Here is a 24,040-nt window from a genome sequence, read left to right on the forward strand (position 1 = left end):
GAAATTTTATGAACCCCGCTGCTTACTTCCATATAATTTTCCGGTGTGAGAGACTGCTGTCCGTCAGACAAGGCTTTGGAGGGATCAGGATGAACTTCCATCATTAATCCGTCAGCTCCGGCGGCTGTCGCTGCGAAAGCCATCGGTCTGACCATTCTCCATTTCCCCGTTCCGTGGCTTGGATCTACAATTATCGGCAGATGACTTAAATGTTTTACCGCAGCTACTGCACTCATATCCAAAGTATTCCGAGTATATGTTTCATATGTGCGTATACCACGTTCACACAAAACAACGTCGTTATTTCCCTCTTTCATAATATACTCGGCCGCATTGAGCCATTCTTCCAGTGTGGCTGCCAGTCCTCTTTTAAGCAATACAGGTTTTTTAGCTTGACCCACTTCTTTAAGCAGCCGGAAATTCTGCATGTTCCTGGCTCCCACCTGCAGCATATCCGCATAACGTGACACTGTTTCTACCGCTTCTACTTCAGTAACCTCAGTAACTACTTTCAATCCTGTTTGACTGCGTGCTTCTGCCAAATACTTCAGGCCCTCATCTTTCAACCCCTGGAAAGAATACGGTGATGTGCGCGGTTTATATGCTCCGCCCCGCAGAAATTGTGCACCGCCTGCCTTAACAATTTTTGCTGATTCCAACAGCTGCTCCAATGATTCTACGGCACAAGGTCCGGCCATTATAACAATATTTCCATCGCCAATTTTTACACCATCCACATTTACAATACTGGATTGAGGATGAAATTCTCTGCTGGCCAGCTTATAGCTTTTTGAAATGGCTACTGTATGATCTACACCTGGCAATGCTTCCAGTGAGGATGAATCTATATTCCTTTTATCCCCTATCAATCCTACTATTTTTTGTGCGGAGCCTTCCATAATCTTAGCTTTAAGGCCCACATGCTCAATTGCCTTTACCACATTTTGTACTTCTGTATCAGTTGCATCAGGATTCATAATTACTATCATATAATTTACCTCCATTTTTTATTTTCTGCTTTTATTACCGGAAACAGGCCCATATCTTTAAGCCAAAAACATTTCTTTTTTACAGCCGCAATAGCTTTTATCAATCTTTCCCTGCCATCAAGCGGCACTTCCACTTCAAAAAAGAACATATATCTGCCCAGCTGCATTCTAGTCGGTCTTGATTCTATATGAGTCATGTTTATGTTATATTTGGCAAATTCTGCCAAAACATCGCACAAACTTCCTGCTTTTGAGCCGTCCATCTGACATATGAGCATCGTTTTTTCCGGATCGGTTTTATTGATGTTGCTTGTTGTTTTGCTCAAAAGAATGAAACGCGTAACGTTATCACAATTATCCTGTATGTCCTTATCCAATACAGTCAAATTATATATGTCGGCAGATCTTTTTGACGCTATCGCCGCGGCATTTTTCATTCCCGCTGCCACAACCTCCGCCGCATGTGCTGTACTGGAAACTTCCACCAGTTCCGCCGCAGAATAATTCATTTTTATGTATTTGCGGCATTGCGCCAAAGCCTGAGGATGAGAAATCAATTTAGTTATTTTTTCCCGACTGTCCTTTACCAGCAATTGATTGTGAACGGCCCAAACAAGTTCCATATTTATCTTCAAATCTACATCATGTGCCAAAGTATCAAGTGTTATCCGCACAGAACCTTCTATTGAATTCTCCACAGGGACAAAGCAGCAATCTGCTTCTCCTTCATCGGCAGCAGCTATTGCCTCATATATACTGCGATAAGGCTTCAATACCCAGTTATTGCCCAATAAAGTATTCATATATATCGCGGCCTCTTCACTATGTGTACCATTCGGTCCTAAAAACCCCAATACAGACATTATTCTGCCAACACCTCCTAAAAACAAAAAAGCCCCCACCCGTAAAGGGCGAGGACTACTCACGTTACCACCTTAATTTAGCTAAAAGCTATCTCATGTCAAGTACGGGCCTGCTGACGACCGATACTCCCCCATCATATAACGGCTGGGCTCCGGCATCGCCTACATAAAATTTCAGCGAGCAACTCCCGGGTGAACTTCAGCAACAATCCCTATGCCATGATCCCAGCAGCCATGACTCTCTGTAATAACAATTACTGCTTACTTTTCCCGTTCTTCATTTTTACACATATACAACTGAAAGTGTTATTATCATAGCATAGATAATTATTTATTGCAAGTATAGGATTGATTTTTCTTACAGGAAAAACATTTGTTTGCATACTGCTGTTTATTCTTCCTTAAGCAAAATAAAAACCCTTTCCTTAAAGGAAAGGGTAAAAAATTTCTATGGTGCCGTTGGTGGGAGTTGAACCCACACACCCGTAAAGGCGGCAGATTTTGAGTCTGCTGCGTCTGCCAATTCCGCCACAACGGCACAGCTATTGTCTTGTGAAACATGTAATATTATATTATTAATATGATGTCCTGTCAAGACATTTTTTTCAATTCTAAACCGACCGGGCAATGATCGCTCCCCAGTATATCGTCATATATATATGCTTCTTTCAGATTATTTTTTAAGAAATCAGATATGAGAAAATAATCTATACGCCATCCGGCATTACGATCACGGGACTTTCGCATATATGACCACCAGCTGTAAATATCTTTTTTATCAGGATACAAATACCTAAAGGTGTCAATAAAACCTGTTTCTAAAAGTTTGCTGAATTTTTCTCGCTCTTCATCTGTAAAACCGGCATTTTTATGATTTGTCCCCGGATTTTTCAAATCGATATCATTATGGGCAACATTCAAATCTCCGCAGACTACGACAGGTTTCTTTTTATTCAAGGCCAGCAGATAGCTGCGGAAATCATCCTCCCATTCCATACGATAAGGCAACCGGGCCAATTCATTTTTAGAATTTGGTGTATATACCGTTACCAGATAAAACTCCTGCATTTCGAGAGTTATTACTCTTCCTTCCTGATCATGCTTTTCCATATTGATACCATAATAAACATTCAACGGCTTCACCCTGCTGAATACAGCGGTTCCTGAATATCCTTTTTTCTGGGCACTGTTCCAGTACTGCTCATAGCCTTCAAGCTGCAAAGATAATTGTTCTGGCTGCATTTTTGTTTCCTGCAGACAAAAAAAATCAGCATCCAATTTTTTGAATGATTCAATAAATCCCTTATTGACACATGCTCTGAGTCCATTGACGTTCCACGAAACAAATCTCATTTTATAGCACCCGCTTCCCTTATTACCTCTTGCTGAAATTATCCGCAATAGCTGCAAATTCCTGCAAAGACAAAGTTTCACCCCGTCTTTTATCATCAATTTCTGATTCCAATAAGATTTCCCGTATCAATTCCTTCGTCACACCGAGATTGCCAAGAGAATTACTCAGTGTTTTTCTTCTTTGCCCAAAAGCAGCCTTTACCACGCGAAAAAACATTTTTTCATCCACCGGTCTGACAGGACGTTCTTGATAAACATCACACAATATAACAGAAGATTCCACTTCCGGCTTTGGCATAAAGGACTGCGGATCTACATCAAAGCAAATATGCGCACAGCTATAATACTGCACTGCTACAGACAGTGCTCCGTAAATTTTGCTTCCCGGGGCTGCCGTCATACGTTCCGCGACTTCCTTCTGCACCATAGTCACAAGTTTTGTTATCGGCAGCTGTTCCTCCAGCAGATACATAATTATGGGTGTAGTTATATAATACGGCAAATTTGCCGCCACTTTAAATGATCTTCCGCCGGTAAGCGTTCTTATATCCGTCTTCAAAATATCCGCATTTATAACATGAAAATTTTCATAGCCTTCCAATGTATGTTCTAAAATAGTAGGAAGCCTTTTATCAAGTTCTACGGCAAAAACTTCCGCACCTGCTTCGAGAAGGCCTTGTGTTAAGGTACCTATTCCAGGCCCTATTTCAAGAACTACATCATCAGAATTTATTTCAGCTGCATCGACGATCCCGCTGACAACTGCCGGATCTATTAAAAAATTTTGTCCCAATCTTTTATTCATATGCAGCCCAAATCTTTTTAAGATATATTGCGTAACTTCCCGCTTCGCGATTATCGGTTGTTCCATCAATCCACCTCATTATTTTCTATTTTTTTACTGATATCTGTAATTGTATCCATAAATTCTTTTCTCGTTACACCATATGTATTAAGCCTCTGCAAAAATATTTTTGCGTTGGCATATCCCAAGCCCAACACCGCTCCGACTTCCGCTCTTTTCATCGAAGAATTTTTGCCGCCGCTTAACCCATTCTGCAACAAATCCGCTGCCGTAAAAAGAGCTTCTGTCTTAACGCTTTCCGTACGCACCTTTTTCAAAGCATTTCTTATGGATTCCGGTGAAGCCTGTTCCACACCGATATCATTATGGGCCGATGCCTCTTCAACCGGTATAAACGCATGCTTTGCTTTTGGAAATCTTCTGGTCAGCCACTTTCTTATCCGCTCTCCCGCCGAATCAGGATCTGTCAAAATAATTATCCCCCGTTTTTTATATGCGTGGCGAATATTATCGACAGTTCCTCTATTAAGGCCAAAACCGCCCGTAATGATACAATCCGCTTCTACAGCTTTATTTACAGCGACAACATCCATCTTACCTTCGACTATCAATACTTCTTTTATCATTATTCTCTCCTGTCTATTAGATTATAATATATTTTCCGATAATATCCTAAAAAAAGCAATTATTAAATGAAAATAAAAAGAAAAGCCGTGCCAGCGGCACAGCCCTTTACTCAATTTGGCAATATATATACATTTATATTTCGTCGTCCCCAGTTTATAGCTTCCGTGTATGATTCCATGCAAATATCAATCATGTTTCCAGAAAATCCACCCGTATCGGCAGCGACTGCTTCTCCGTATCCCGGAATGTATAATCTGGTCCCCAGCGGTATAACATTGGGATCCACCGCTACCACACCACGTCGTGCCGGCATCCCCGTGGCTGTGTAACCGCTGCCGCTGCCGTCGGTCGGCAGATATGCACTGGCCTGAACGTGTATCATTGCCACATATGGCGGTATCTGTCCATTACTTGCTGCATCTGCAGGAGAATATGTCCCCTTGGCTACTACTTCAGGAACAGATTGCTTTATAACCGACTTCTGTAAAATTTGTTCATCTACCTTTTTTCCACCGTTGTAATATTCCTTAACCATAAACCGATCAATCCCTGAATCACCTTTTTGAATGACTTTCACAGTTCCCACAGGAAGTGTACTATCATCCTGATATACGGTATTGAAGGGTTCGTCTTCATCCCTGAAAACTATTTTATTTGTCAATGGTTCAAGTCGGATAAGCATATTGGGTGTTATTGCCGCATTTTCATTTGGCAAAGTATAAAAGTCCAATAAATTATACCCCATATTTTTCAGCAATGCCTGTACATCAATGGCAGTCGTTTTCATTTTACGGGTATTATCATCAACTTTTATAATCACCGGAACAGCGCGTTGAATTGTTATTGTTGTGCCATCATTAATATTCTTCGTTGACAGCGAATATTCATCAGCCGGATCAAGCTTTATGCCCGCCTGAGATATTATACTGGCAGGATTGTCATTCATGGTATTGACCACAGTTGTTTGTCCGTCAGCAACGATGCGAATATTTTTATTTATCTTAGAAAATCCGGCCACAACCGACATTATTACAACCAATGTCAGACATGCTGCTATTCTGGCGAATTTGGTATGATGTGAAAAAATTTCTTTTACAGTCATTAGTTACCTCCTTTTTTGGGATTATAACATAATATTTACAATTATGTCAAACAAGGAGGTTTTTTTGTAAAATACAGCATTGTTTGTGAACATTTATCTCTTTTTTTTAATATAAAACGCTAATGTGCGCATTATAAGCGCAACTAAGACAATAATGTGGTGTTTTATCGTTCTAAAAACAATGTTTTTGCATTTGCCGTTGTTATTTGTGCAATATGAGAAAACTCTTCATTTCTAAGCTCTGCCACCTTTTGAGCTGTATATTTCACATATGAAGGTTCATTCCGCTTTCCTCTTTTAGGAACAGGCGCCAAATAAGGTGAATCAGTTTCCAGAAGCAATCTTTCCAGCGGTACAGTTTTTATTATTTCTGGCAATTTGGCTGCATTCTTAAAGGTCAACGGGCCGTCAACACCCAGATACCAGCCCATTTTCAAAAGTTCTTTTGCCATTTCACCGCTGCCTGAATAACAATGAATAACGCCGCTTATACCACGGCCTTCCTTTTTCAGTATATCCATCAGGTCACCGTGTGCATCCCTGTCGTGTATACTGACCGGCAGTCCCAGCTGCCGCGCCAAATCCAGCTGCCTCACAAAAATATTTTTTTGTCTGTCTTTATTATCCGTGCGGAAGTGATAATCGAGACCGATCTCACCAATTGCCAATACTTTTTTATTCTTATCAGCCAGTTCCGCTAATATATAATCATCATTCTTCAGTACTGTATCAGCTTCTTCGGGATGTATGCCGACTGCCGCATAAACAATTTCATACGCAGCCGCCAGAAATACAGCTTTATGGGATGATGCCATATCAGCGCCCATATTTATTATTATTTCAATTTGTTCATCAACGGCGCGTTTGACAACGTCATCTCTGTCGCCGTTGTATTGCTCATCATCAAGATGTGCATGTGTATCGGCTAGCATCATTTTACCTTGCTTCCTGTCGGCATATCGACTTCAACAATCTTTAATTCATTGCCCTTTGATGCAGCCAGAAGCATACCATGTGAAAGCACCCCGCGCAATTTTACAGGTTTGAGATTTGCCACCAGAACAACATGCCTGCCGACAAGATCCTCTGGTGTATAAAACTTAGCGATACCTGAAACAATGGTTCTTTTCTCTCCCTCAAGTTCAACTGTAAGCTGCAGCAGTTTTTCTGTTTTGGGCACCGGCTTTGCTTCAATCACCTCTGCTACTCGCAATTCCACTTTTGAAAAATCGTCTATGGTGATCATTCCCTCACCATCTTGATCTTCATTTTGCACAGTTACATTTTTTTTATTTTCTTTTTTTGTGTCAGCTTCTTTTTCTTCTTCATTTATCTCTATACGGGGGAAAAGCTGTTCAGGTTTATTTACTTTCATACCTTCCTGCAATTTACCCCAATCTGTATCAGAAATAGCACTATCAGCGACCTTTTTCTGCATGTTAAGCTGTTCCCATATTTTTTCGGCTGTATCAGGCATAAAAGGAAAAATAAGGATAGCAGAAATTCGCAGACTTTCCGCCAAATCATACAGTACTCTATTGAGCTCTGCTTTTTTATTCTGATCTTTTGCCAATGCCCACGGCATTGTTTCATCAACATATTTATTTGAACGGCTGATGAACGACCATACTAATTTTATAGCATCCGACAAATGCATGTTGTCCATAAGTTGTTTATACTCGGTAACAGTAGATTTTGCTTCTTGGATCAAATTTTCATCCACCGGGCGTATTGGTGCCGGTGCAGCTATAACTCCATCGTTGAATTTACCGATCATATTCAGTGTACGATGCAGCAGATTGCCCAAATCATTGGCCAAATCCGAGTTGATGCGCCCTATGAGAGCATCACGCGAAAAATTACCGTCCTGTCCCAAATTTATTTCCCGCAGCAGAAAATATCTTATGGCATCCGCCCCAAACTCTTCAATCAAGCCTACCGGATCAACCACATTTCCTTTAGACTTGCTCATCTTATCTCCGTCGACAATAAGCCAGCCGTGTCCATAAACCTTCTTCGGCAGAGGCAGGTCAAGAGCCATCAAAATGATCGGCCATATTATTGTATGAAACCGCACGATTTCTTTCCCGACAAGATGCAGGTCTGCCGGCCAAAACTTATCGAATTTTTCTTTATCATCCAGGAAACCGATCGGCGTCAGATAGTTGGACAACGCATCAAACCAAACATATATAACATGCTTATTATCGATCGGCACAGGGATACCCCAGCTGAAAGAAGTACGTGAAATACAAAGATCTTCCAATCCTTGTTTTATAAAATTGATCATTTCATTACGTCGTGATATGGGCTGAATAAAATCTGGATTATCTTCTATATACTTCAATAAACGATCTGCGTATTTTGATATTTTAAAGAAATAGGCTTCCTCGCTGACTTCCTTAACAGGGCGTCCGCAATCAGGACATTTTCCGTCCACCAGCTGGCGCTCCAGCCAAAAGGATTCACACGGTGTACAATAAAGGCCCTTATATTCTCCTTTATAAATATCTCCCTTTTCATAAATGCGTTTAAATATTTCCTGAACGACCTTATGATGACGTTCCTCAGTTGTCCGGATAAAATCATCATTTGATATATTCAAATGCCGCCAGAGATCTTGAAAATCTGCAACGATTTTATTTACATATTCTATCGGCTCCACTCCGGCTTCTTCAGCTTTCTGCTGTATTTTCTGTCCATGCTCATCTGACCCTGTGAGAAAAAAAACATCAAAACCGCTAAGCCTTTTATAACGGGCAATAGAATCTGCAATAGTCGTACAGTATGCATGGCCAATATGCAGTTTTGCACTGGGATAATAAATAGGTGTCGTTATGTAAAATGATTTTTTTTCCAAAGAAATTACCTCCATATTGTTTTAGTATATTATTAAAAATTCAGCTGAATTTAAATTATACTTTATATTAAAAGAAAATACCACCTCTGCCAAAGCTTCATGCTTCTCCGGCTTTTACCACAGCACTATAAACATCTCTGCGGTTCAAATGGAGATCATCGGCCGTTTTTTTTATCGCCGCTTTTTTTGTCAAGCCTTTATTTATCAGCACCGCAACATATTCGGCAGGAGGAATATCATTTATAAGCAGGCTTTCCGATTCACCTGCTCCCTCCACGATCAAAACAAATTCTCCGCGCGGTTCAACAGACAAAAAATATTCGTTTATTTCTTCCAAAGTGCCTCGGATAAACTGCTCAAACTTTTTTGTAAGTTCACGTCCGATCGCAATTTTTCTTTTGCTGCCTAAAACTTCTGCCATTTCCCGCAGAATAGACATCAAACGATGCGGAGTTTCATAAAAAATCAGCGTATCTTTTCGTTCCCTCACCTCTTCCAAAAGCACTCGGCGCCTGGAAGTTTTTTTTGGCAGAAAACCGATAAAAGAAAATTGGACAGTACTGATCCCTGAAGAAATAAGTGCCGACAATCCCGCATTTGCTCCCGGAATCGGCGAGACAATTATTTCTTTTTTTAGTGCAAGTACAACCAAATCACTCCCCGGATCTGCAATGCCGGGCAGCCCCGCATCACTGACCACAGCCATATCGCTGCCTGCGAGAAGTTTTTCTATAAGTTCCGGTCCTTTTATTGCCTTATTATGTTCATGATAGCTAGTCAAAGGCACATGTATATCAAAATGAGCTAACAGTTTGCGGGTATGCCTCGTATCTTCGGCAGCTATCAAATCAACATTTTTTAATATTTTTACCGCCCTGAAAGTCATATCGTCCAGATTGCCGATAGGCGTCCCCACTAAGTATAATGTTCCCTTTTTATTGTCCTCCATATACTCTCCTTATAATAAAAACCACTCGGTAATCGAGTGGTTTTCAGCTTTTTAATTTGATGCATTATCCGATTTCTGCCAGTGTGTGCCGCCTGCAGCATCAGGATAATAATAGCGCAGCAATTCATCTTTATAGCTGCCGTCGTCATTATGCACGACCAAAGGAGTATCTACTTTCAATCCCCCTTTAGCCCCGCCGGCTATACCTTCAATAAGCACCATATTAGGCTTCTTCTCTCTCTTAGGCTGAACAAAACGCAGTTTTTTGGGAATAATACTATTCTTATCCATTTCGACCATTATCTCTGCAAGGCGTTCCGGCAGATGCACCATAGCAAATCTGCCATGAAATTTCAAAGCATATCGTGCAGCCATAACAACATCTTCAAGTGATGCGGTTATTTCGTGTCGGGCCATCGCCACTCCGTCTATTTTATTCACGTCACCATGTGCAATAGGCCTATAGGGTGGATTTGCCACCACAAAATCCGCAGACTGCGCCGGATAAAATTCATGCAGATGCCGATAATCCGCCTGCCTCACCACGATCTTTTTCGCCAAACCATTCATTTCTGCATTGCGTCTGGCAAGATCAGCTGTAACAGCATTGATTTCTATAGCATGCATTTCCCGTACATGTTTTGCCAGCAGCAGAGGAATGACTCCCGTACCTGTACCCAGATCCAGACCGCTGTCATTTCTCCTCACATGGACAAAATGAGCCAGCAGCACAGCATCCAACGAAAAACAAAATTCTTTTTTATTTTGGATTATTTTCAATCCGTCTGTTAATAAATCATCAATTCGCTCAAAAGGATTCAGTTTCATGTATCTTCTTCATCTTTTTCAATAACATCATCCCACGAAGCAACAATGGTGCGTTTGTTATCAAGCAAAATAGTAGCCACGCGTTTTTGTTCGTTGACGGAAATTACTTTTCCTTCTCCGTCAACAGACACTACGCGGCTTCCTCTTTTAGGCGGAGCGATTATATTATTTCTGCAGCATTTTGATTTGCAGCAATACATATCATTTTCGTATTTCAGACAGCACATGAGCCTTCCGCAAATTCCTGATATTTTAGTGGGGTTCAATGACAAATTTTGATCTTTGGCCATACGTATAGAAACCGGTTCAAAATCGCCGAGAAAAGTCGCGCAGCATAGAGGTCTGCCACAATACCCGATACCTCCCGTGATTTTTGCTTCATCCCGTACGCCGATCTGACGAAGCTCAATGCGCGTATGAAAAATAGCGGCCAGATCTTTAACCAGTTCCCTGAAATCGACACGCCCGTCAGCCGTAAAGTAAAAAATAATTTTATTGACATCAAATGTATATTCCACACCTATAAGCTTCATAGGCAGTTCATGTATTTTTATCTTTTCTTCACATAAAACGAATGCTTCTTTTTCTTTTTCTCTGTTTTCCTTTACTTTTTCCAGATCTTCCTTTGTGGCTTTACGCAAAATAGTTTTCAACGGCTGAACTATCTCACTTTCCGGAACATCCCGCGCCGGAATTACTAATGTTCCATATTCAACCCCGCGGGCCGTTTCAACGATCACACCATCATCCGCAATCAACTGATTGCCTCCCGGAGCGAAATAATATATTTTACCCGCTTTTTTGAAGCGAATGCCAACTACTGTTTGCACTAAATAAACTCCTCATTTCAAATAACGTAAATCTATAATAAATTTTTCCGCAATAAGTCTCACATCTGCATTGGTCAATAATCTACGCTGCATTTCCTGGACATATTTGCATGCAGCAAACACAGCTGTTATACCCCAATCTGCCTTTACCTGCATAAGCTCTGCCTTCATATCATTATTATACAGCTTCATACATTCTGCATCGCCGTCAAGAGCTGCCATATCACGCCAGAACAATTGAAGATATAACAGCCATTCTCCAAACTTTTCTCTGCCTGATGCTGCCAGCTTGTCTGCGAGTGTCCAGATGTCTTCATCAGTAAAGGAAAAAATTGTTTTAAGAAAATCAAATGCTGCCAAACGATTTTCCATGCCGCCATTTTCATAGAGGGCCAATGCCTGTTCCGCACTTCCCCCGGCCAGCTTTGCCAATGCCTCGCTCTTGTCCCGTTTTATATTCTGATCAGCCATTATATCACTGATCAATGTATCAGATAACGGGGAAAAATATATTTTCATACAGCGTGACAAAACAGTAGGTAATATCTTTTTCTCATTATCAGCAATTAATATAAAGAAAATATTGCCCACAGGTTCTTCTAATGTTTTTAGAAGACAGTTAGCAGCATTCTCGTTCATTCTATCCGCATTTCTGATCAAAACTACGCGTTTATCCGCCAAATAGGCGGACAGAGAAATTTCTTTCTGCAATTGGCGGATTTGCTCAATTTTTATCATCTGTACTGTTTTGCCTTCAGGCTCCAAAACAAAAAAATCAGGATGCACATTATTTTGTAAAGCCATGCAGGAGGGACAATGTCTGCATGGACCATCTTTTTTTTCGCACAGCAATGCCGAAGCAAAAGCCATCCCCATGAGAAACTTTCCCACTCCAGCCATGCCGGAAAATAACATGGCATGGGGCAGTCTGTCCTCAGCAACCATTATTTTGAGACTGTCCGCTATCTGACTATGCCCTTTTATATCCTGCCAATGAACTATCATAAATCTACATATAAAGGTCAACAAGCATCCCGCGTATAGCATCATGTTTTGAAGCTATACTGAGCGCACTGGCCTGCCCCAATCGTATTTCCTCTGCCATTGCTTCCAGATTACTGTCAATTTTGCGCACAGTAGTATAGACCTTCTGCCTGCCCATCCTGTCCCATCCGGCCTGGGACTGCCTCGAGTACATATGTGTCACAGCTTCACCTATAAACTGCTTGACCAGATCACGATAAGAGCTGAGTTCTTCAAACGTTGGGGTCTGCGTCAGCTTGGCTCCCTGTTCCGAAACCTGTTCCAAAAGTTTTTTGAGCTGTTCCATTGATAAATCCTGCTGATTCTGGTCAAGTTCCGCAGAAAAATCATTTACCTGCCCTTTTACTTGGACGTCACGGCTATTCCCGGTGCTATGAAAAAGCTGCTGTTGCTTGGTGTTGAGTGATTCTATTTTCATCATGTTATACACCCTGCTTCTCATTACATTAACATTAACTCAATCGGTATCGTCCAACAGACAACACCGCTAATCTATTTTATGCTTATTATTATAAATTATAATTGTTTTTATAACATTTGGCAATTCATACCGGACATAAAAAAATAATGTTGAAATAAGTTATATTTTACTTATTTCAACATCTGCCAGTCAATACAATAAGTTTTAACAAATCCTTTATTTCCGAATAAAATATTAGTCAAATTCCTTGATTGATTCAGCCGCGTGTCTTTCCTCCAGCAATATTATAAGTAACCCCGTGAATATAACTTGCCCGTTCACTGCTCAAATAACATACCAAATCAGCCACTTCATCTAATCGACCGCATCTGCCCATGGGAGTTGTTGATGCTCGGTTATATCCATCACGTAACTGTGCAACTGTGATGCCACGGGTATATGCCAGGGCAGTTTCGTATTCCAATGTTCTAAGACCAGTAGCCTCTAAAATACCCGGAGCAACAGCAGCTACCCGAATTCCTATATGCCCCAACTCCTTTGCCCATGAACGTGTAAGAGAATTTACAGCATTTTTAGTTGCAGCATAGACACTTTGACCTTCTGAGCCTTCCAGTCCGCTTTCAGATGAAAGATTAATAATTGTTCCTTTTCTGTTTTTGACAAACTCTCGTCCGACTATTTGCGAACAGAAAAAAAGTCCTTTTAAATTTATATTAACAATCTTATCAAATATATTTTCGGTAATTTCGTATATGGAAGAATTTTTTCCTGAATGATAATCAATTAATAATCCAGGAATATTAATACCTGCATTATTGACTAAAATATCAATGGAGCCAAATATTTTTTTTGTTGAAAAAACCATCTCCTCTACGCTTTTTTTATTTGTAATATCCATAGTAAAATAGATAAATTGACCGCTATTTTTCTTTATATCAAATTCAGGTTTATTTTTGTTTATATCACACACAACAGTATTAACACCATTGTCTAAATAAGCTTGAGCTATAGCTTTACCAATTCCAGAAGCTCCGCCAGTTATAATGGCAGTCTTGCCTTCTAATTCTAACCATGAAGTCAACGAATCACCCTTTTTCTAAATTTTATCATCAGCCATGGATTGTTCATGTACGTCAATATAATTATGTGAGTCGGCCTTGCTTCCTGCCAGCAGAAAAAATAAGATCTCAATCACTGCCATAGCTGCAAGGCGTGTAAGCGCAAAACTAAACTCAGGGAAAAACAACCGTTCTCGTGAAATAGTATTAATATGATAATCTGCCTTTGATGCCAGAGAAGATGTCGCCGAATTAGTTATGGCAACAACAGTCGCTTTTTGCTTAGCAGCAACATCAATAATACTAAGAAGATTTTTAGATTCACCTGATGCGGATATGGCGATTACTACATCTGTTTTTTTCAACCTGTGTGCGATTACTAATTGATGTTCCCAAATTGTCGAGGAAAAAGAAGTTATACCCAGTTCGGTAAATTTATAGGCACCATCTAAGGCAATAGGAATAGTATTTCCCTGTGCTGCAAACAAAATCATATTGGCATTTTTAATACAATTGATAATATTATCCAGATCCTTGACTTTAATATTTAATATTGTCTGCTTTAGTTCTTCATATTTATTAGCCAAAATATTTTGCAGTGATTGTTCTAAATTATTAATATCAATATTGTTTGATACTTTAACATCATCATGATTGACCATTTCCTTGGCCATTTTTATTTTTAGATGGTAAAAACCCTCACAGCCGCATTTTTTGCATACTCTTACAACTGTTGCTTTGCTTGATGCACTTACTTCTGCCAATTCTGCGACAGTCATATTTATAACAGTGTCTGAATGGGCCATTATATAATCAGCTACTCTCTTTTCTGCATCAAAAAAATCACTGTAACAAGAGGTTATTTTGTCTATTACATTAAAGTCTTTTTTCTCCGACATACTATGAACACTTCCCTTTGTAATATTTAACTTTTAACTGTTCTTATATTATATCTCAGGTGCGTGTTCGATAAAATATCGTTCGGCTTCAAAACTCCAAAAACCATTATTCTTTTTGATGATCTGCGATAAAGTTTTTTCAAAATTGTTATGTGCAATATGAAAATCTGATAATTGTGTTAAAGGAAACTTTTTATTGGTATATACTATTTTTTTACCACCGCCTAGATCTGAAAGATTTATTGTTGCTTTTGCTGCATCATTTAATCCTAAAATATGGGATACTATTTTAGCTGCATTGATATTTTGCGATTCGATCAGAGATACGGCTTCTTTCATATCATTTGTATTGCCGCCGCTGGTTCCAACAATATGCGTAGCCTTATAATGCACATTATAAAAGTTGATGTTGGGACTGAATTCATGATCAGTAGGCCCGGCAAAAAAATTCAAACAACCGTCATAAGAAAGCAGTGTTTCTGCCTGTTGAACTAATTTTTCATCAGGTGCAAATACAAATACATCATTGAATTCAATAAATTCTCCCATTATTTTTTTCATGGTATCTTTAAAATTTATTGAATCTCTTGTATTAATGTAATATAGTTCCACGCCCTGCTTTTTGGCCTCATCTTTCGGATATAATTTTTCAACCAGATTTAGTTTTTCCTGTGTTCTTCCGGTGACAACCAACAGTTTTGGTTTTTTGGGGCCATGCAGTGCCAGATCAATTGCCAGATATCCCATGGGACCGGTCGCTCCCAAGATGGCCATACTGCCATTTTCCTTTATACCCATAACATGTTTATGACTGTACATCCTCTCTAAATGATAGTTAGCATTAAATGCCCCTATAACACAAGATAAAGGTTCTACTAAAGATCCTTCAAAATATGTTTTGCCATTATAATGAAGAAGACTGCCATTTTCCATTACTTGATTCTGAATAATAATTTTTGTAGCATCACCACCTATTAACGGATATGAATAACCAGGTGCATAACAATTTTCTGCACCAATGTTAGGCTGTATTACAAATTTATCTCCCGGATGAAAAGCAGCAATCCATTTCTTGCCTACAGCTAAAATATTTCCACAAAATTCATGGCCGACAATAATAGGATTTTTACTTATATCATCCGGTACTTTATTATGCTGGATGCCTTGCTTAACCGCTTTTAAAGTTGACATGCATAAACTGTCAGTAATGACTTCCGCCAATATTTCATTATCTTTTATTTCTGGTAAATCAAATTCTTCTAATCGCAAATCATTTTTGTTATATAACCTGACTGCTTTTGTTTTCATTATTATAACCCTTCATAAATATAGTAATTATTTTATGCCAATATTCCCAGTGCAGAACCTATTATCCCAACTGCAAACAACATAAATATAAGCATAATGGGACTGATCCGCATCTTTAATAGCTTACATACCAAAAGAGTCAAGCCTAATCCTAATAACCCCGGCATGAGCTGGTCAAAAATATTTTGCAACGTTGTTGTAATTATGGAACCATCGGGTGATGCTATTTGTGAGATAACAACAGGAACATTGATTACCGTCCACTTTGAAACCAACGCTCCCATAACAAAAAATCCCAAAATAGAAGCACCTTCTGTGATTTTCTGCAGTTTATTTCCCTTCAGTTCATTTAAGACCAGATCTAACCCTTTCTTGTAACCATAAAATAAACCCAGCCACAATGCAGCCAATCTGGCTAAATTAAATAATGTAAAAAAAAGAATTGGTCCCAGAACACTTCCCGTTAATGCAATAGAAGCACCCAATGCAGCAGTTATTGGTCTGAGCGTTCCCCAGAAAATTGGATCACCAACACCGCAAAACGGCCCCATCATACCAATCTTAATGCTATTGATAGCACTTTCCTCAATCTGAGCACCATTAGCTTTTGCTTCTTCCATAGCTGCCGTAACACCAAGTACGGGTCCAACACACGCAGGCGTAACATTGAAAAATGATAAATGCCTTTTTAAAGCAGAAGTTTGATCCTCAGGCAAACTGTATAATCTTTTTATTGCGGGAATCATATTAAAGCAAAACCCCAGCGCATGAATTCTCTCAAAATTAAAAGAAGCTTGTTGGAAATTTGTTCTTATAAACATGTTGATTAAATCGCCTTTTGTTAAACTTTTTTTAATATCCATATGAATTCTCCTTACCTAATTATCTAATTCATCATCAATACTGTTGGACGCGGAAGAAATATCAGCTACTGCCGTTTGGTTCATCTGAAACTTAGGGTTAAGCTGTACGTAAACAATAGAGCAGAAAAGGCCTAAAACGCCGAAAGCAACCAAATTAAACGTAGTAAAACCGGCAATCACAAAACCAAGGAAAAAAAATGGCAGCAGATATTTTGCTCCCATCATATTTATGACCATGGCATATCCTACAACCACAATAAATCCACTGGCTACTTTAAGACCTGTAGTTATAAAAGCAGGAATTAATGCTAATAAATTTTGTACACCTGCCGGACTAACAAATAATGCAATCAACAAAACAGGAATGGAAACACGCAATGCCTGTATGACCAATGCACCGATATGGCAGAAATCAATTGCTCTGAAATTACCACTTTCGGCATACTTATCGGCAGCATGTTGAAACATGACCGTAATTGTCCTGGCAATAACTGTCAAAACCTGTCCGGCAGCAGCAACAGGGAGGGCAATCGCTATTCCCGTTGCAATTGGCTGGTTACCGATGATAACAAGCATCGCGGAAATAATGCTGGCCAATGCTGAATCCGGTGACTGTGCAGCACCGATATTCATCCATCCCAGAGCAATCAACTCTAAAGTTCCTCCCAAAATAATTCCCGTAGTAATATCTCCCAAAACCAGCCCCACCAAAGTACATGCAACCAGAGGCCGGTGTGTTTGAAAAGAATCCAAAACACTTCCCATTCCTGCGACAGCAGCAACTAAAAAAAGTAAAATAATTTGAAATGTACTCAGCACCATAACTTAAACCTTCTTTCAAAAATGATATTTACCGTCGGATTAATAATTTTTTTAAATTTTGGTCATAATATCTATTTTTATATCATTTACAACCGGACGTATTTCAAGTTCTATTCCTAATTTATGCAATTTTTTAAATGTTTCCTTATCACAATCATCTACTGATACAGCTTTGGTAATCTGCTTTTTCCCATTTTTAAAAGACATACCTCCAATATTAACACTTTTTATGGGTACTCCCTCCTCAACCATCCGCAAGACATCCTGTGGGCAGATAAATAAAAAAAATACTGTATCTTCTTTATATTTTGGATTTTTATAAACGCGAACTGCTTTCTCAACATCTACTACACTGACCTTAATACCAGGAGGTGCAACCTGTAATATAAGAGTTTTACGAATAGTATCATTCATTACTTCATCACTGCAAACTATTATTCTTTCAGCATTTGCAGTTTTTGCCCACACCGTAGCTACCTGTCCATGAATTAAACGATCGTCAATTCGACACAATTTTATTATCATTATAGTTCCTCCAATTCTGATAAATGCGATAATTTCTCACAAAAACGAACATAATTGATCTTATTCGATAAAATAATTTCTGTTAATTTTTTTGCAGAAATATTTTCTCCACTGCAAAGTGTTAGAACGTCAAGAAGCATTGGCAGGCTCCCACCGGCAATAACCATACAGAGTTTGTTTTGCAATGCAAATCCAGCTGCAATATTATATGGTGTACCGCCAAATATATCAGTTATAATTAATATTTCTACGGAATCATCCATACATTCTGAAAATTTTCTTTTTAATTTATCTAAATCATCTCCTGGTATAAATTCTATAACACCGATATTTTGTTGTTTTCCACATATCATTTCTGCAGAATTAAGAAGTTCTCTGGCTAAATGACCATGTGATGCTAATATTATTTTCATATACTCTCCTTAATAATAAAATATTGTTTTTTATATTTGAAATTTTATTTCTCTTATTTCAATGACATGAAAAATAGTTTTGATTTACTTATATTATATTTAGAGAATAAAGTTTTGTCAATAAATAATTAAAAGAATTTTTTTTTGTAGTTAGCATCAATAGTAGTTTACCAAATTCAAGGCAACTTTGAATTTGAAAGAATTGTCATACTCTCTGGCACTGTCATAATCAGGCTGCGACCAAATCTTTACACGTTTTCTAGCCATTGTCATTTGAGTTTTTCAAATACAGCCAGTGCCCCTGAATTTTTCTTGCATGGATTCACCGGATAATACATCACGATTTTGCTTTTCATCCAGCCTGATAAGGACAAATCCAAAACACAGCAAATATTTTATCATTTTTTATATAAATTTATACAGACATTAAATATTACTAAAAAGTTATAATAATGTATATATAATATTATCCCGCCGTATAATATAAAAGCAAAATCAGTTTTATATTTACAATACATAGATGTTTTAAAATAGAACAAAATATTTTATAAATTATTTTAATATTGTATAGTTGACAATTCAAACATAGTGAATATATAATGGGCACATATAAGCAATGGTGCTTACCCATATCGGGTAAGTGCCATTTTTTATGTCGCTGTATAAATGAAATTATTATTAATGCAGCGATATGATTTATATAAATCTTAATAATAATTAAAAAGAGATGAAGGGATGGGATAACATGAAATATTCAAAAGTTAAAGCGGTAATTATGTTTATGGCTGTTGGCATGTCAATATTTTTTTCTGGATGTGGTGATACAAAAACAGCAAAAAACAACTCATCAGAAGAAAATGCAGCAGCTGCAGGAATTTATAATGGTAAAGTAACACTGGGGGCTACAACCTGGATTGGTTATGCACCTTTGCATTTAGCTCTGGAAAAGGGATTCTTTAAAGACGAAGGCATTGATATGGATATTCGTGTGATTGAATCGGCAGGTGACTTAAAGATGGCTGCTAAAGCCGGGCAGATACAGGGAATGGCACAGACCATAGATACAGAGGTCATGGCAAAATCTTCCGGTTTAGACATCAATTCTGTGCTGCCCTTATGCAACTCCAACGGTGGCGACGGAATAGTGGCAAAAAAAGGCTATAATACCTTAGCCGATCTAAAGGGAAAATCTATAGCACTTGATACCACCGGCGGAGCATCTTTATTTTGGTTCAATACAATGCTTGATGAACAGGGACTCAGCATGAAAGATTTTGATATTAAAAACATGACTGCCGGCGATGCTGGTTCTGCTTTTGTTGGCGGTAATGTTGAGGCCGCCGTTACATGGGAACCTTGGCTTTCAAAAGCTAATGCCACCACCTTCGGTAAAACTCTGGTCAGCAGCAAACAATATCCGGGTGTAATTGTCGACGCATTAGCGATCAATAGTGACTTTGCAAAACAATACCCTAAAACTATTCAAGGGATAATAAGAGCTTGGCTCCGCGCTGTTCAATATGCCAAGGATAATCCTGACGATGCCATACCGATTATGGCTAAAAGTCAGAATCTGACACCCGAAGAATTCAAAGCTCAATTGCCTAATATTGAATACTTCGATAAAGATATGACCAACAATTATCTGTTAAACGGTAAAATGGCTGAAGTAGCCCAGAAGGCATCCGATTTATGGATAAAAATGAAGCTTACTACTAATCCAATAAAAGGTACAGATTTGGTATCTGACAGCTACTATAAAGCCGCAGTTTCCAATGAATAGCAATTTATAAAATACTTTAAATTGCAAAAAATGTTTATCATTATAATTTTTAATAATTTAAATTATATTCAGGGGCAAATATTTTGGGGATGAATATTGGAAACACAGGGAGATGGGTTGAGATGCATCCATTATTATGGATAATTGATGATGAATGGACCAACTATAATATTGAAAACAGTATATTCAAAAAATATTTAAAAACCTATGACATACGTTATTCAACATATAAGACATTCCGTGAGGATGCAGAAGTTTTTGCTCCGCTGGCCGATGCGGTACTCAGTCAGATCAACATACCGATGGATCGCGACCTGATAGGAAAATTGAAAAGATGCAGGATCATTTCCAATTATGGAACCGGTTATAATAATGTAGATTTAAAGGCAGCCGGAGAGAATAATATAGCCGTGGGATATATCCCCGGCTATTGTGATGAGGATATTGCCGATTATATAATATCTGCCGTATGCAGCATAAAGAAGCCGGTCATGGGATTCAAGTCAAAGGTCATTGACGGACAGTGGGGCATGCCGACTCTGAATATGCGTGTGCATCGCCTCAGTGCAGTCAGATTTTTTATCATAGGGCTGGGACGCATAGGGCAGAAGGTAGCCCTAAAAGCTGCTGCATTGGGAATGAAAGTGCTGGCATACAGTCCTTCCCTGACTCCCGCAAAGGCCGCCGAATGCGGTGCAGAATATATTTCCATGGCGGAAGGACTGCAAACAGCTGATTTTGTCAGTATTCATATGCCGTATACAAAAAAGACGGAAAATTTTTTCGGAACGGAGCACTTCGCTCAAATGAACAGCAACAGTTATTTGATCAATACAGCCCGAGGCAGAATAGTCGATCAGGCGGCACTGCTGCAGGCCGTCCGTACCAAGCAGATCAAGGGCGCCTTTTTGGATGTTCTGGCGAACGAGCCTCCGGCGGCAGATGAGGATATTCTTAAGTACGATGATATTCATATAACACCGCATATATCCTATTATTCAGAAGAGGCTCTGGAAGAACTGCAGCGCCGTGCCGCAGTTAATGCGGTGAAAGTTTTGCTGCATCAGGATGGTGCCGATTTGGTAATAGATAAATAGAGAATCAGTCATTGAAAAGCCGCTGCATCGCATGGCCCTTTGCTGATGCAAAATACTGGAAAGATTAATTATCAAACGATATTCATTAACAAGCTTTATTGGGTGAAAGGAATAATACAAAAATGACTAAAAAACTTATCAGTGGCAACGAAGCCGTGGCGTACGGTGCTTTGGCCGCCGGAGTCAAAACAGTGGCCGGTTATCCCGGAACGCCATCTACGGAAATGATCGACAGTCTTTTAAAAATGGATATAGAGGGAACCCATGTAGAATGGAGCACAAACGAGAAAGTTGCTTTTGAAGTGGCTGCCGGCGGTGCTCTGCTAGGGTATCGTACAATGTGCGCTATGAAAATGACCGGTGTCAACGTGGCCTATGACAGCCTTATCAGCATTGCATATTCCGGCTGTACCGGCGGTTTGGTGGTTTATGTGGTCGACGATCCGGGTGTGAGTGCGGGAATGTCTGAGCAGGACAGCAGAGGATTTGCCCTGCTGTCCGATATGCCGGTGCTGGAACCGTCTAATCTGCAGGAATCGTATGATATGGCAAAATACGCCTTTGAGCTGGCCGAAGCGATACAAGGTCCGGTATTTCTGCGTTCGGTCACAAGCATATCGCAATCGCACGGTCTGGTGGAAATCGAAGAACGTATTTTACCGGAAACGGATCATCCGCTATTCGAACACAATATGGAAAAGTATACCAAGGCCGGTGCGGTGATCTGTATGAATCAGCACAAGGCGCTGATAGAAAGGCTGGATGCGGCAGGGAAATATATTGCCGAGAGCAGCCTGAACAGTCTTTGTCTGAAAACTTCTAAAGGAGTCGGCGTTATTTCCGTGGGTGTGGGCAACAGCTATATCGATGAAGCTTTTGATATATTAGAGGAAAATCAGATAAAAACGGACGATATTTCCGTTTTGAAACTGCATAATACACTGCCATATCCGGATGATGAAATCAATGCTGTTTTGAAGCACTGCACCAGAGTATTGGTGGCTGAAGAGCTGGAGCCTTATCTGGAAAACCGAGTATATCTTAACGCATACAAGCTTGGCGTCAAAGTGGATATATTGGGTAAAAATGACGGCACATATTCACGCATCGGCTATTATGATGCCGATAATCTGGTAAACGGCATATGCAAACTATTAAATACAGCACTGCCCGCTCTACCGGAGAATACGGATACGGCACCGGAAAAGAAATGTGCGGCACGGCCTATAACCGTCTGCGCCGGCTGTCCGCACCGCGGCACATATATATCGATACAGAATGCCATAAGCAAATTGAAAATGAAAAAGAGCGAGGTCGTTGTCACCGGCGACATAGGCTGTACGATTTTGGGTACGACGCCGCCTTTCAACGCGCTGTGGACAGAGGTTTCCATGGGAGCAAGCATTCCGCTGGCTCAGGGACTGGTATACGGCGGTACCAAAAATCCGGTGCTGGCGACGATCGGCGACTCAACCTTCTTCCATGCCGGTATGGCAGGGCTGGTGAATGCTCTGCAGCATAATGCAAATTTGACCGTTATTATAATGGACAACGGCTGGACCTCCATGACCGGCATGCAGATAAATCCCGGAACGGCTCAGGATTTCCAGCTTGGCAGCTGGAAACAGCTTGATTTGAAAAAAGTAGTAGAAGGATTAGGTGTAGAAGATTTTCATGTTATCGATCCGTATGACTTGGATACAACGGCACGGGCTATAGCGGAATCGATGCAATACCAGGGTGTGAGCGTTATTCTGGCAAGGCGCGAGTGTGCGATTCAATCAAACAGGAGAAAAATTAAATATTCGGCAATTAAGCTTGATCTGGAAAAATGCGTTAACTGCAAGCAATGCATAAATATTACGGGCTGTCCGGCCATTGCTTTTGCTGACAACACTATTTCGATCGATTATGCTCAGTGCAACGGCTGCGGTATCTGCACTCAGGTTTGCAAGTTTGATGCATTAGTAAAGGAGCAGTAATAATTATGTCAATAAAAAAATATGATATCTACATTGTAGGGGTAGGCGGACAGGGCGTATTGACTATAGCTGATATTTTAACCAGTGTCGCCTTTACCAGGGAGATGCCCGTCAATTATTACCCGACTAAAGGTATGGCACAGCGGGGCGGTTTTGTAAAGGTACAGCTGCGGTTCGGACGGAGCAACGTTGGGCCGGATATCCCTCAGAACAGTGCTGATCTGGTTATTTCAATGGAACGTTCCGAATCACTTAAGGCCGTGAAATACTTGAAAAAAGGCGGAGAATTTTTCCTCTATGACAATTGCTGGGAGCCGACGGCCGTTATGCTGGGCAAGGCACCGTATCCGACTTTGAAAGAAGTATGGCAGGAAGTAACGCAGGCCGGCGGAGCGGTCAAATGCCTTTCCAATACCGATCTGCCGCTTTATCAAGGCAAGCGGATAAGGGATAATATATATATACTGGGTGGTATTTTGCAAAGCACGCGGTTAAAAGAAATAATTTCTAAGGACGATGTCGTGAAGGCAGTAACGGAAAAATGGCCGAAGGTAGCTGAGAGCAACGTTTTTGCCATTGAAAAGGGAATGCATTCGGAAATAAAAACAGCATTATAATA

24 protein-coding genes, 1 tRNA gene and 1 other annotated feature (1 of these 26 cut by a window edge) are annotated in these 24,040 nt (G+C 39.8%); of the genes, 4 read left to right on the forward strand and 21 right to left on the reverse strand.

The genetic code is table 11. From position 1 onward, the window contains the following. The 21 genes from aroF to I6758_RS12910 all read right to left on the reverse strand — a co-directional run. Positions 1-989 carry the 5' portion of a 3-deoxy-7-phosphoheptulonate synthase gene (gene aroF / locus I6758_RS12810; RefSeq protein WP_196605642.1) on the reverse strand. It extends 43 nt beyond the left edge of the window, so the window shows 989 of its 1,032 coding nt (coding positions 1-989); it begins with the start codon at positions 987-989; its stop codon lies beyond the left edge, outside the window. 5 nt (positions 990-994) lie between these two features. Further along, positions 995-1,879, reverse strand: a complete 885-nt coding sequence (gene pheA, locus I6758_RS12815) for a prephenate dehydratase (protein ID WP_231038664.1) — start codon at positions 1,877-1,879, stop codon at positions 995-997. A 14-nt stretch (positions 1,880-1,893) separates the two neighbouring features. Then, positions 1,894-2,139 (reverse strand) — a binding site (T-box leader). A 164-nt stretch (positions 2,140-2,303) separates the two neighbouring features. Then, a tRNA-Leu gene (locus I6758_RS12820) sits at positions 2,304-2,390 on the reverse strand. Between the two features lie 53 nt (positions 2,391-2,443). Then, positions 2,444-3,205, reverse strand: a complete 762-nt coding sequence (locus I6758_RS12825; RefSeq protein ID WP_196605643.1) for an exodeoxyribonuclease III — start codon at positions 3,203-3,205, stop codon at positions 2,444-2,446. A 22-nt stretch (positions 3,206-3,227) separates the two neighbouring features. Next, complete coding sequence (gene rsmA / locus I6758_RS12830; protein WP_196605644.1) at positions 3,228-4,076, reverse strand: 16S rRNA (adenine(1518)-N(6)/adenine(1519)-N(6))-dimethyltransferase RsmA; 849 nt, start codon at positions 4,074-4,076, stop codon at positions 3,228-3,230. Next, positions 4,076-4,636 carry a ribonuclease M5 gene (rnmV, locus tag I6758_RS12835; RefSeq protein ID WP_196605645.1) on the reverse strand — a complete coding sequence of 187 codons (561 nt, stop codon included), beginning with the start codon at positions 4,634-4,636 and terminating at the stop codon, positions 4,076-4,078. Before rnmV ends, rsmA begins: the two co-directional genes overlap by 1 nt. Positions 4,637-4,746: 110 nt before the next feature. Beyond that, positions 4,747-5,739, reverse strand: coding sequence for a 3D domain-containing protein (locus I6758_RS12840; protein ID WP_196605646.1), 993 nt, complete (start codon positions 5,737-5,739; stop codon positions 4,747-4,749). A gap of 164 nt (positions 5,740-5,903) precedes the next feature. Beyond that, positions 5,904-6,671 carry a TatD family hydrolase gene (locus tag I6758_RS12845; protein WP_196605960.1) on the reverse strand — a complete coding sequence of 256 codons (768 nt, stop codon included), beginning with the start codon at positions 6,669-6,671 and terminating at the stop codon, positions 5,904-5,906. After that, complete coding sequence (gene metG, locus I6758_RS12850) at positions 6,671-8,599, reverse strand: methionine--tRNA ligase (protein WP_196605647.1); 1,929 nt, start codon at positions 8,597-8,599, stop codon at positions 6,671-6,673. Before metG ends, I6758_RS12845 begins: the two co-directional genes overlap by 1 nt. Before the next feature lie 97 nt (positions 8,600-8,696). Further along, complete coding sequence (rsmI, locus tag I6758_RS12855; RefSeq protein WP_196605648.1) at positions 8,697-9,548, reverse strand: 16S rRNA (cytidine(1402)-2'-O)-methyltransferase; 852 nt, start codon at positions 9,546-9,548, stop codon at positions 8,697-8,699. A 51-nt stretch (positions 9,549-9,599) separates the two neighbouring features. Continuing rightward, positions 9,600-10,376, reverse strand: coding sequence for a tRNA1(Val) (adenine(37)-N6)-methyltransferase (locus I6758_RS12860; RefSeq protein WP_196605649.1), 777 nt, complete (start codon positions 10,374-10,376; stop codon positions 9,600-9,602). Beyond that, positions 10,373-11,206, reverse strand: a complete 834-nt coding sequence (locus tag I6758_RS12865) for a PSP1 domain-containing protein (RefSeq protein ID WP_196605650.1) — start codon at positions 11,204-11,206, stop codon at positions 10,373-10,375. The genes I6758_RS12860 and I6758_RS12865 overlap by 4 nt, the downstream gene beginning before the upstream one ends. A 12-nt stretch (positions 11,207-11,218) precedes the next feature. Beyond that, a complete protein-coding gene (holB, locus tag I6758_RS12870) occupies positions 11,219-12,232 on the reverse strand; it encodes a DNA polymerase III subunit delta' (protein WP_196605651.1) in 1,014 nt (337 codons plus the stop codon). Further along, positions 12,216-12,668, reverse strand: coding sequence for a YaaR family protein (locus I6758_RS12875; protein WP_196605961.1), 453 nt, complete (start codon positions 12,666-12,668; stop codon positions 12,216-12,218). Before I6758_RS12875 ends, holB begins: the two co-directional genes overlap by 17 nt. A gap of 259 nt (positions 12,669-12,927) precedes the next feature. After that, on the reverse strand, positions 12,928-13,752 hold the full coding sequence (locus tag I6758_RS12880) for an SDR family oxidoreductase (protein ID WP_196605652.1): 825 nt from the start codon (positions 13,750-13,752) through the stop codon (positions 12,928-12,930). 15 nt (positions 13,753-13,767) lie between these two features. Next, positions 13,768-14,628, reverse strand: a complete 861-nt coding sequence (locus I6758_RS12885; RefSeq protein ID WP_196605653.1) for a MurR/RpiR family transcriptional regulator — start codon at positions 14,626-14,628, stop codon at positions 13,768-13,770. Positions 14,629-14,676: 48 nt separating this feature from the next. Further along, positions 14,677-15,936 carry a zinc-binding dehydrogenase gene (locus I6758_RS12890; protein ID WP_231038666.1) on the reverse strand — a complete coding sequence of 420 codons (1,260 nt, stop codon included), beginning with the start codon at positions 15,934-15,936 and terminating at the stop codon, positions 14,677-14,679. Between the two features lie 32 nt (positions 15,937-15,968). Then, positions 15,969-16,799, reverse strand: a complete 831-nt coding sequence (locus tag I6758_RS12895) for a mannose/fructose/sorbose PTS transporter subunit IID (RefSeq protein WP_196605654.1) — start codon at positions 16,797-16,799, stop codon at positions 15,969-15,971. Positions 16,800-16,814: 15 nt separating this feature from the next. Next, positions 16,815-17,621: a PTS mannose/fructose/sorbose transporter subunit IIC gene (locus tag I6758_RS12900; protein ID WP_196605655.1), complete on the reverse strand. Its 807-nt coding sequence runs from the start codon at positions 17,619-17,621 to the stop codon at positions 16,815-16,817. 51 nt (positions 17,622-17,672) lie between these two features. Then, the gene (locus I6758_RS12905; protein ID WP_196605656.1) at positions 17,673-18,146 is read right to left on the reverse strand and encodes a mannose/fructose/sorbose PTS transporter subunit IIB; all 474 of its coding nucleotides are present in this window, start codon (positions 18,144-18,146) and stop codon (positions 17,673-17,675) included. Further along, positions 18,146-18,559, reverse strand: a complete 414-nt coding sequence (locus I6758_RS12910) for a PTS sugar transporter subunit IIA (RefSeq protein ID WP_196605657.1) — start codon at positions 18,557-18,559, stop codon at positions 18,146-18,148. Before I6758_RS12910 ends, I6758_RS12905 begins: the two co-directional genes overlap by 1 nt. A gap of 745 nt (positions 18,560-19,304) precedes the next feature. Here I6758_RS12910 and I6758_RS12915 point away from each other — a divergent pair. The 4 genes from I6758_RS12915 to I6758_RS12930 all read left to right on the forward strand — a co-directional run bounded on the left by I6758_RS12915 (position 19,305) and on the right by I6758_RS12930 (position 24,038). Next, the gene (locus I6758_RS12915) at positions 19,305-20,342 is read left to right on the forward strand and encodes an ABC transporter substrate-binding protein (protein ID WP_196605658.1); all 1,038 of its coding nucleotides are present in this window, start codon (positions 19,305-19,307) and stop codon (positions 20,340-20,342) included. Positions 20,343-20,464: 122 nt separating this feature from the next. Continuing rightward, entirely contained in the window at positions 20,465-21,439 is a 975-nt protein-coding gene (locus I6758_RS12920; RefSeq protein WP_196605659.1) for a C-terminal binding protein, read from the forward strand. A gap of 122 nt (positions 21,440-21,561) precedes the next feature. Then, positions 21,562-23,421 (forward strand): thiamine pyrophosphate-dependent enzyme, encoded by a 1,860-nt coding sequence (locus I6758_RS12925; protein WP_196605660.1) that lies wholly within the window; start codon positions 21,562-21,564, stop codon positions 23,419-23,421. Between the two features lie 5 nt (positions 23,422-23,426). Next, the gene (locus I6758_RS12930; RefSeq protein WP_196605661.1) at positions 23,427-24,038 is read left to right on the forward strand and encodes a 2-oxoacid:acceptor oxidoreductase family protein; all 612 of its coding nucleotides are present in this window, start codon (positions 23,427-23,429) and stop codon (positions 24,036-24,038) included. The last annotated feature ends 2 nt before the right edge of the window (positions 24,039-24,040 follow it).

The sequence above is a fragment of the Pectinatus haikarae genome, from assembly GCF_015732185.1.
Taxonomy (GTDB): domain Bacteria; phylum Bacillota; class Negativicutes; order Selenomonadales; family Selenomonadaceae; genus Pectinatus; species Pectinatus haikarae.

What these genes read in the sequence shown, in the direction of transcription:
- I6758_RS12825 (WP_196605643.1), bottom strand. Translation starts at nt 3,205, where the DNA reads ATGAGATTTGTTTCGTGGAACGTCAATGGACTCAGAGCATGTGTCAAT.
- rsmA (WP_196605644.1), bottom strand. Translation starts at nt 4,076, where the DNA reads ATGGAACAACCGATAATCGCGAAGCGGGAAGTTACGCAATATATCTTA.
- rnmV (WP_196605645.1), bottom strand. Translation starts at nt 4,636, where the DNA reads ATGATAAAAGAAGTATTGATAGTCGAAGGTAAGATGGATGTTGTCGCT.
- I6758_RS12840 (WP_196605646.1), bottom strand. Translation starts at nt 5,739, where the DNA reads ATGACTGTAAAAGAAATTTTTTCACATCATACCAAATTCGCCAGAATA.
- I6758_RS12845 (WP_196605960.1), bottom strand. Translation starts at nt 6,671, where the DNA reads ATGCTAGCCGATACACATGCACATCTTGATGATGAGCAATACAACGGC.
- rsmI (WP_196605648.1), bottom strand. Translation starts at nt 9,548, where the DNA reads ATGGAGGACAATAAAAAGGGAACATTATACTTAGTGGGGACGCCTATC.
- I6758_RS12860 (WP_196605649.1), bottom strand. Translation starts at nt 10,376, where the DNA reads ATGAAACTGAATCCTTTTGAGCGAATTGATGATTTATTAACAGACGGA.
- I6758_RS12875 (WP_196605961.1), bottom strand. Translation starts at nt 12,668, where the DNA reads ATGAAAATAGAATCACTCAACACCAAGCAACAGCAGCTTTTTCATAGC.
- I6758_RS12885 (WP_196605653.1), bottom strand. Translation starts at nt 14,628, where the DNA reads ATGTCGGAGAAAAAAGACTTTAATGTAATAGACAAAATAACCTCTTGT.
- I6758_RS12890 (WP_231038666.1), bottom strand. Translation starts at nt 15,936, where the DNA reads ATGAAAACAAAAGCAGTCAGGTTATATAACAAAAATGATTTGCGATTA.
- I6758_RS12895 (WP_196605654.1), bottom strand. Translation starts at nt 16,799, where the DNA reads ATGGATATTAAAAAAAGTTTAACAAAAGGCGATTTAATCAACATGTTT.
- I6758_RS12900 (WP_196605655.1), bottom strand. Translation starts at nt 17,621, where the DNA reads ATGGTGCTGAGTACATTTCAAATTATTTTACTTTTTTTAGTTGCTGCT.
- I6758_RS12905 (WP_196605656.1), bottom strand. Translation starts at nt 18,146, where the DNA reads ATGATAATAAAATTGTGTCGAATTGACGATCGTTTAATTCATGGACAG.
- I6758_RS12910 (WP_196605657.1), bottom strand. Translation starts at nt 18,559, where the DNA reads ATGAAAATAATATTAGCATCACATGGTCATTTAGCCAGAGAACTTCTT.
- I6758_RS12915 (WP_196605658.1), top strand. Translation starts at nt 19,305, where the DNA reads ATGAAATATTCAAAAGTTAAAGCGGTAATTATGTTTATGGCTGTTGGC.
- I6758_RS12920 (WP_196605659.1), top strand. Translation starts at nt 20,465, where the DNA reads ATGCATCCATTATTATGGATAATTGATGATGAATGGACCAACTATAAT.
- I6758_RS12925 (WP_196605660.1), top strand. Translation starts at nt 21,562, where the DNA reads ATGACTAAAAAACTTATCAGTGGCAACGAAGCCGTGGCGTACGGTGCT.
- I6758_RS12930 (WP_196605661.1), top strand. Translation starts at nt 23,427, where the DNA reads ATGTCAATAAAAAAATATGATATCTACATTGTAGGGGTAGGCGGACAG.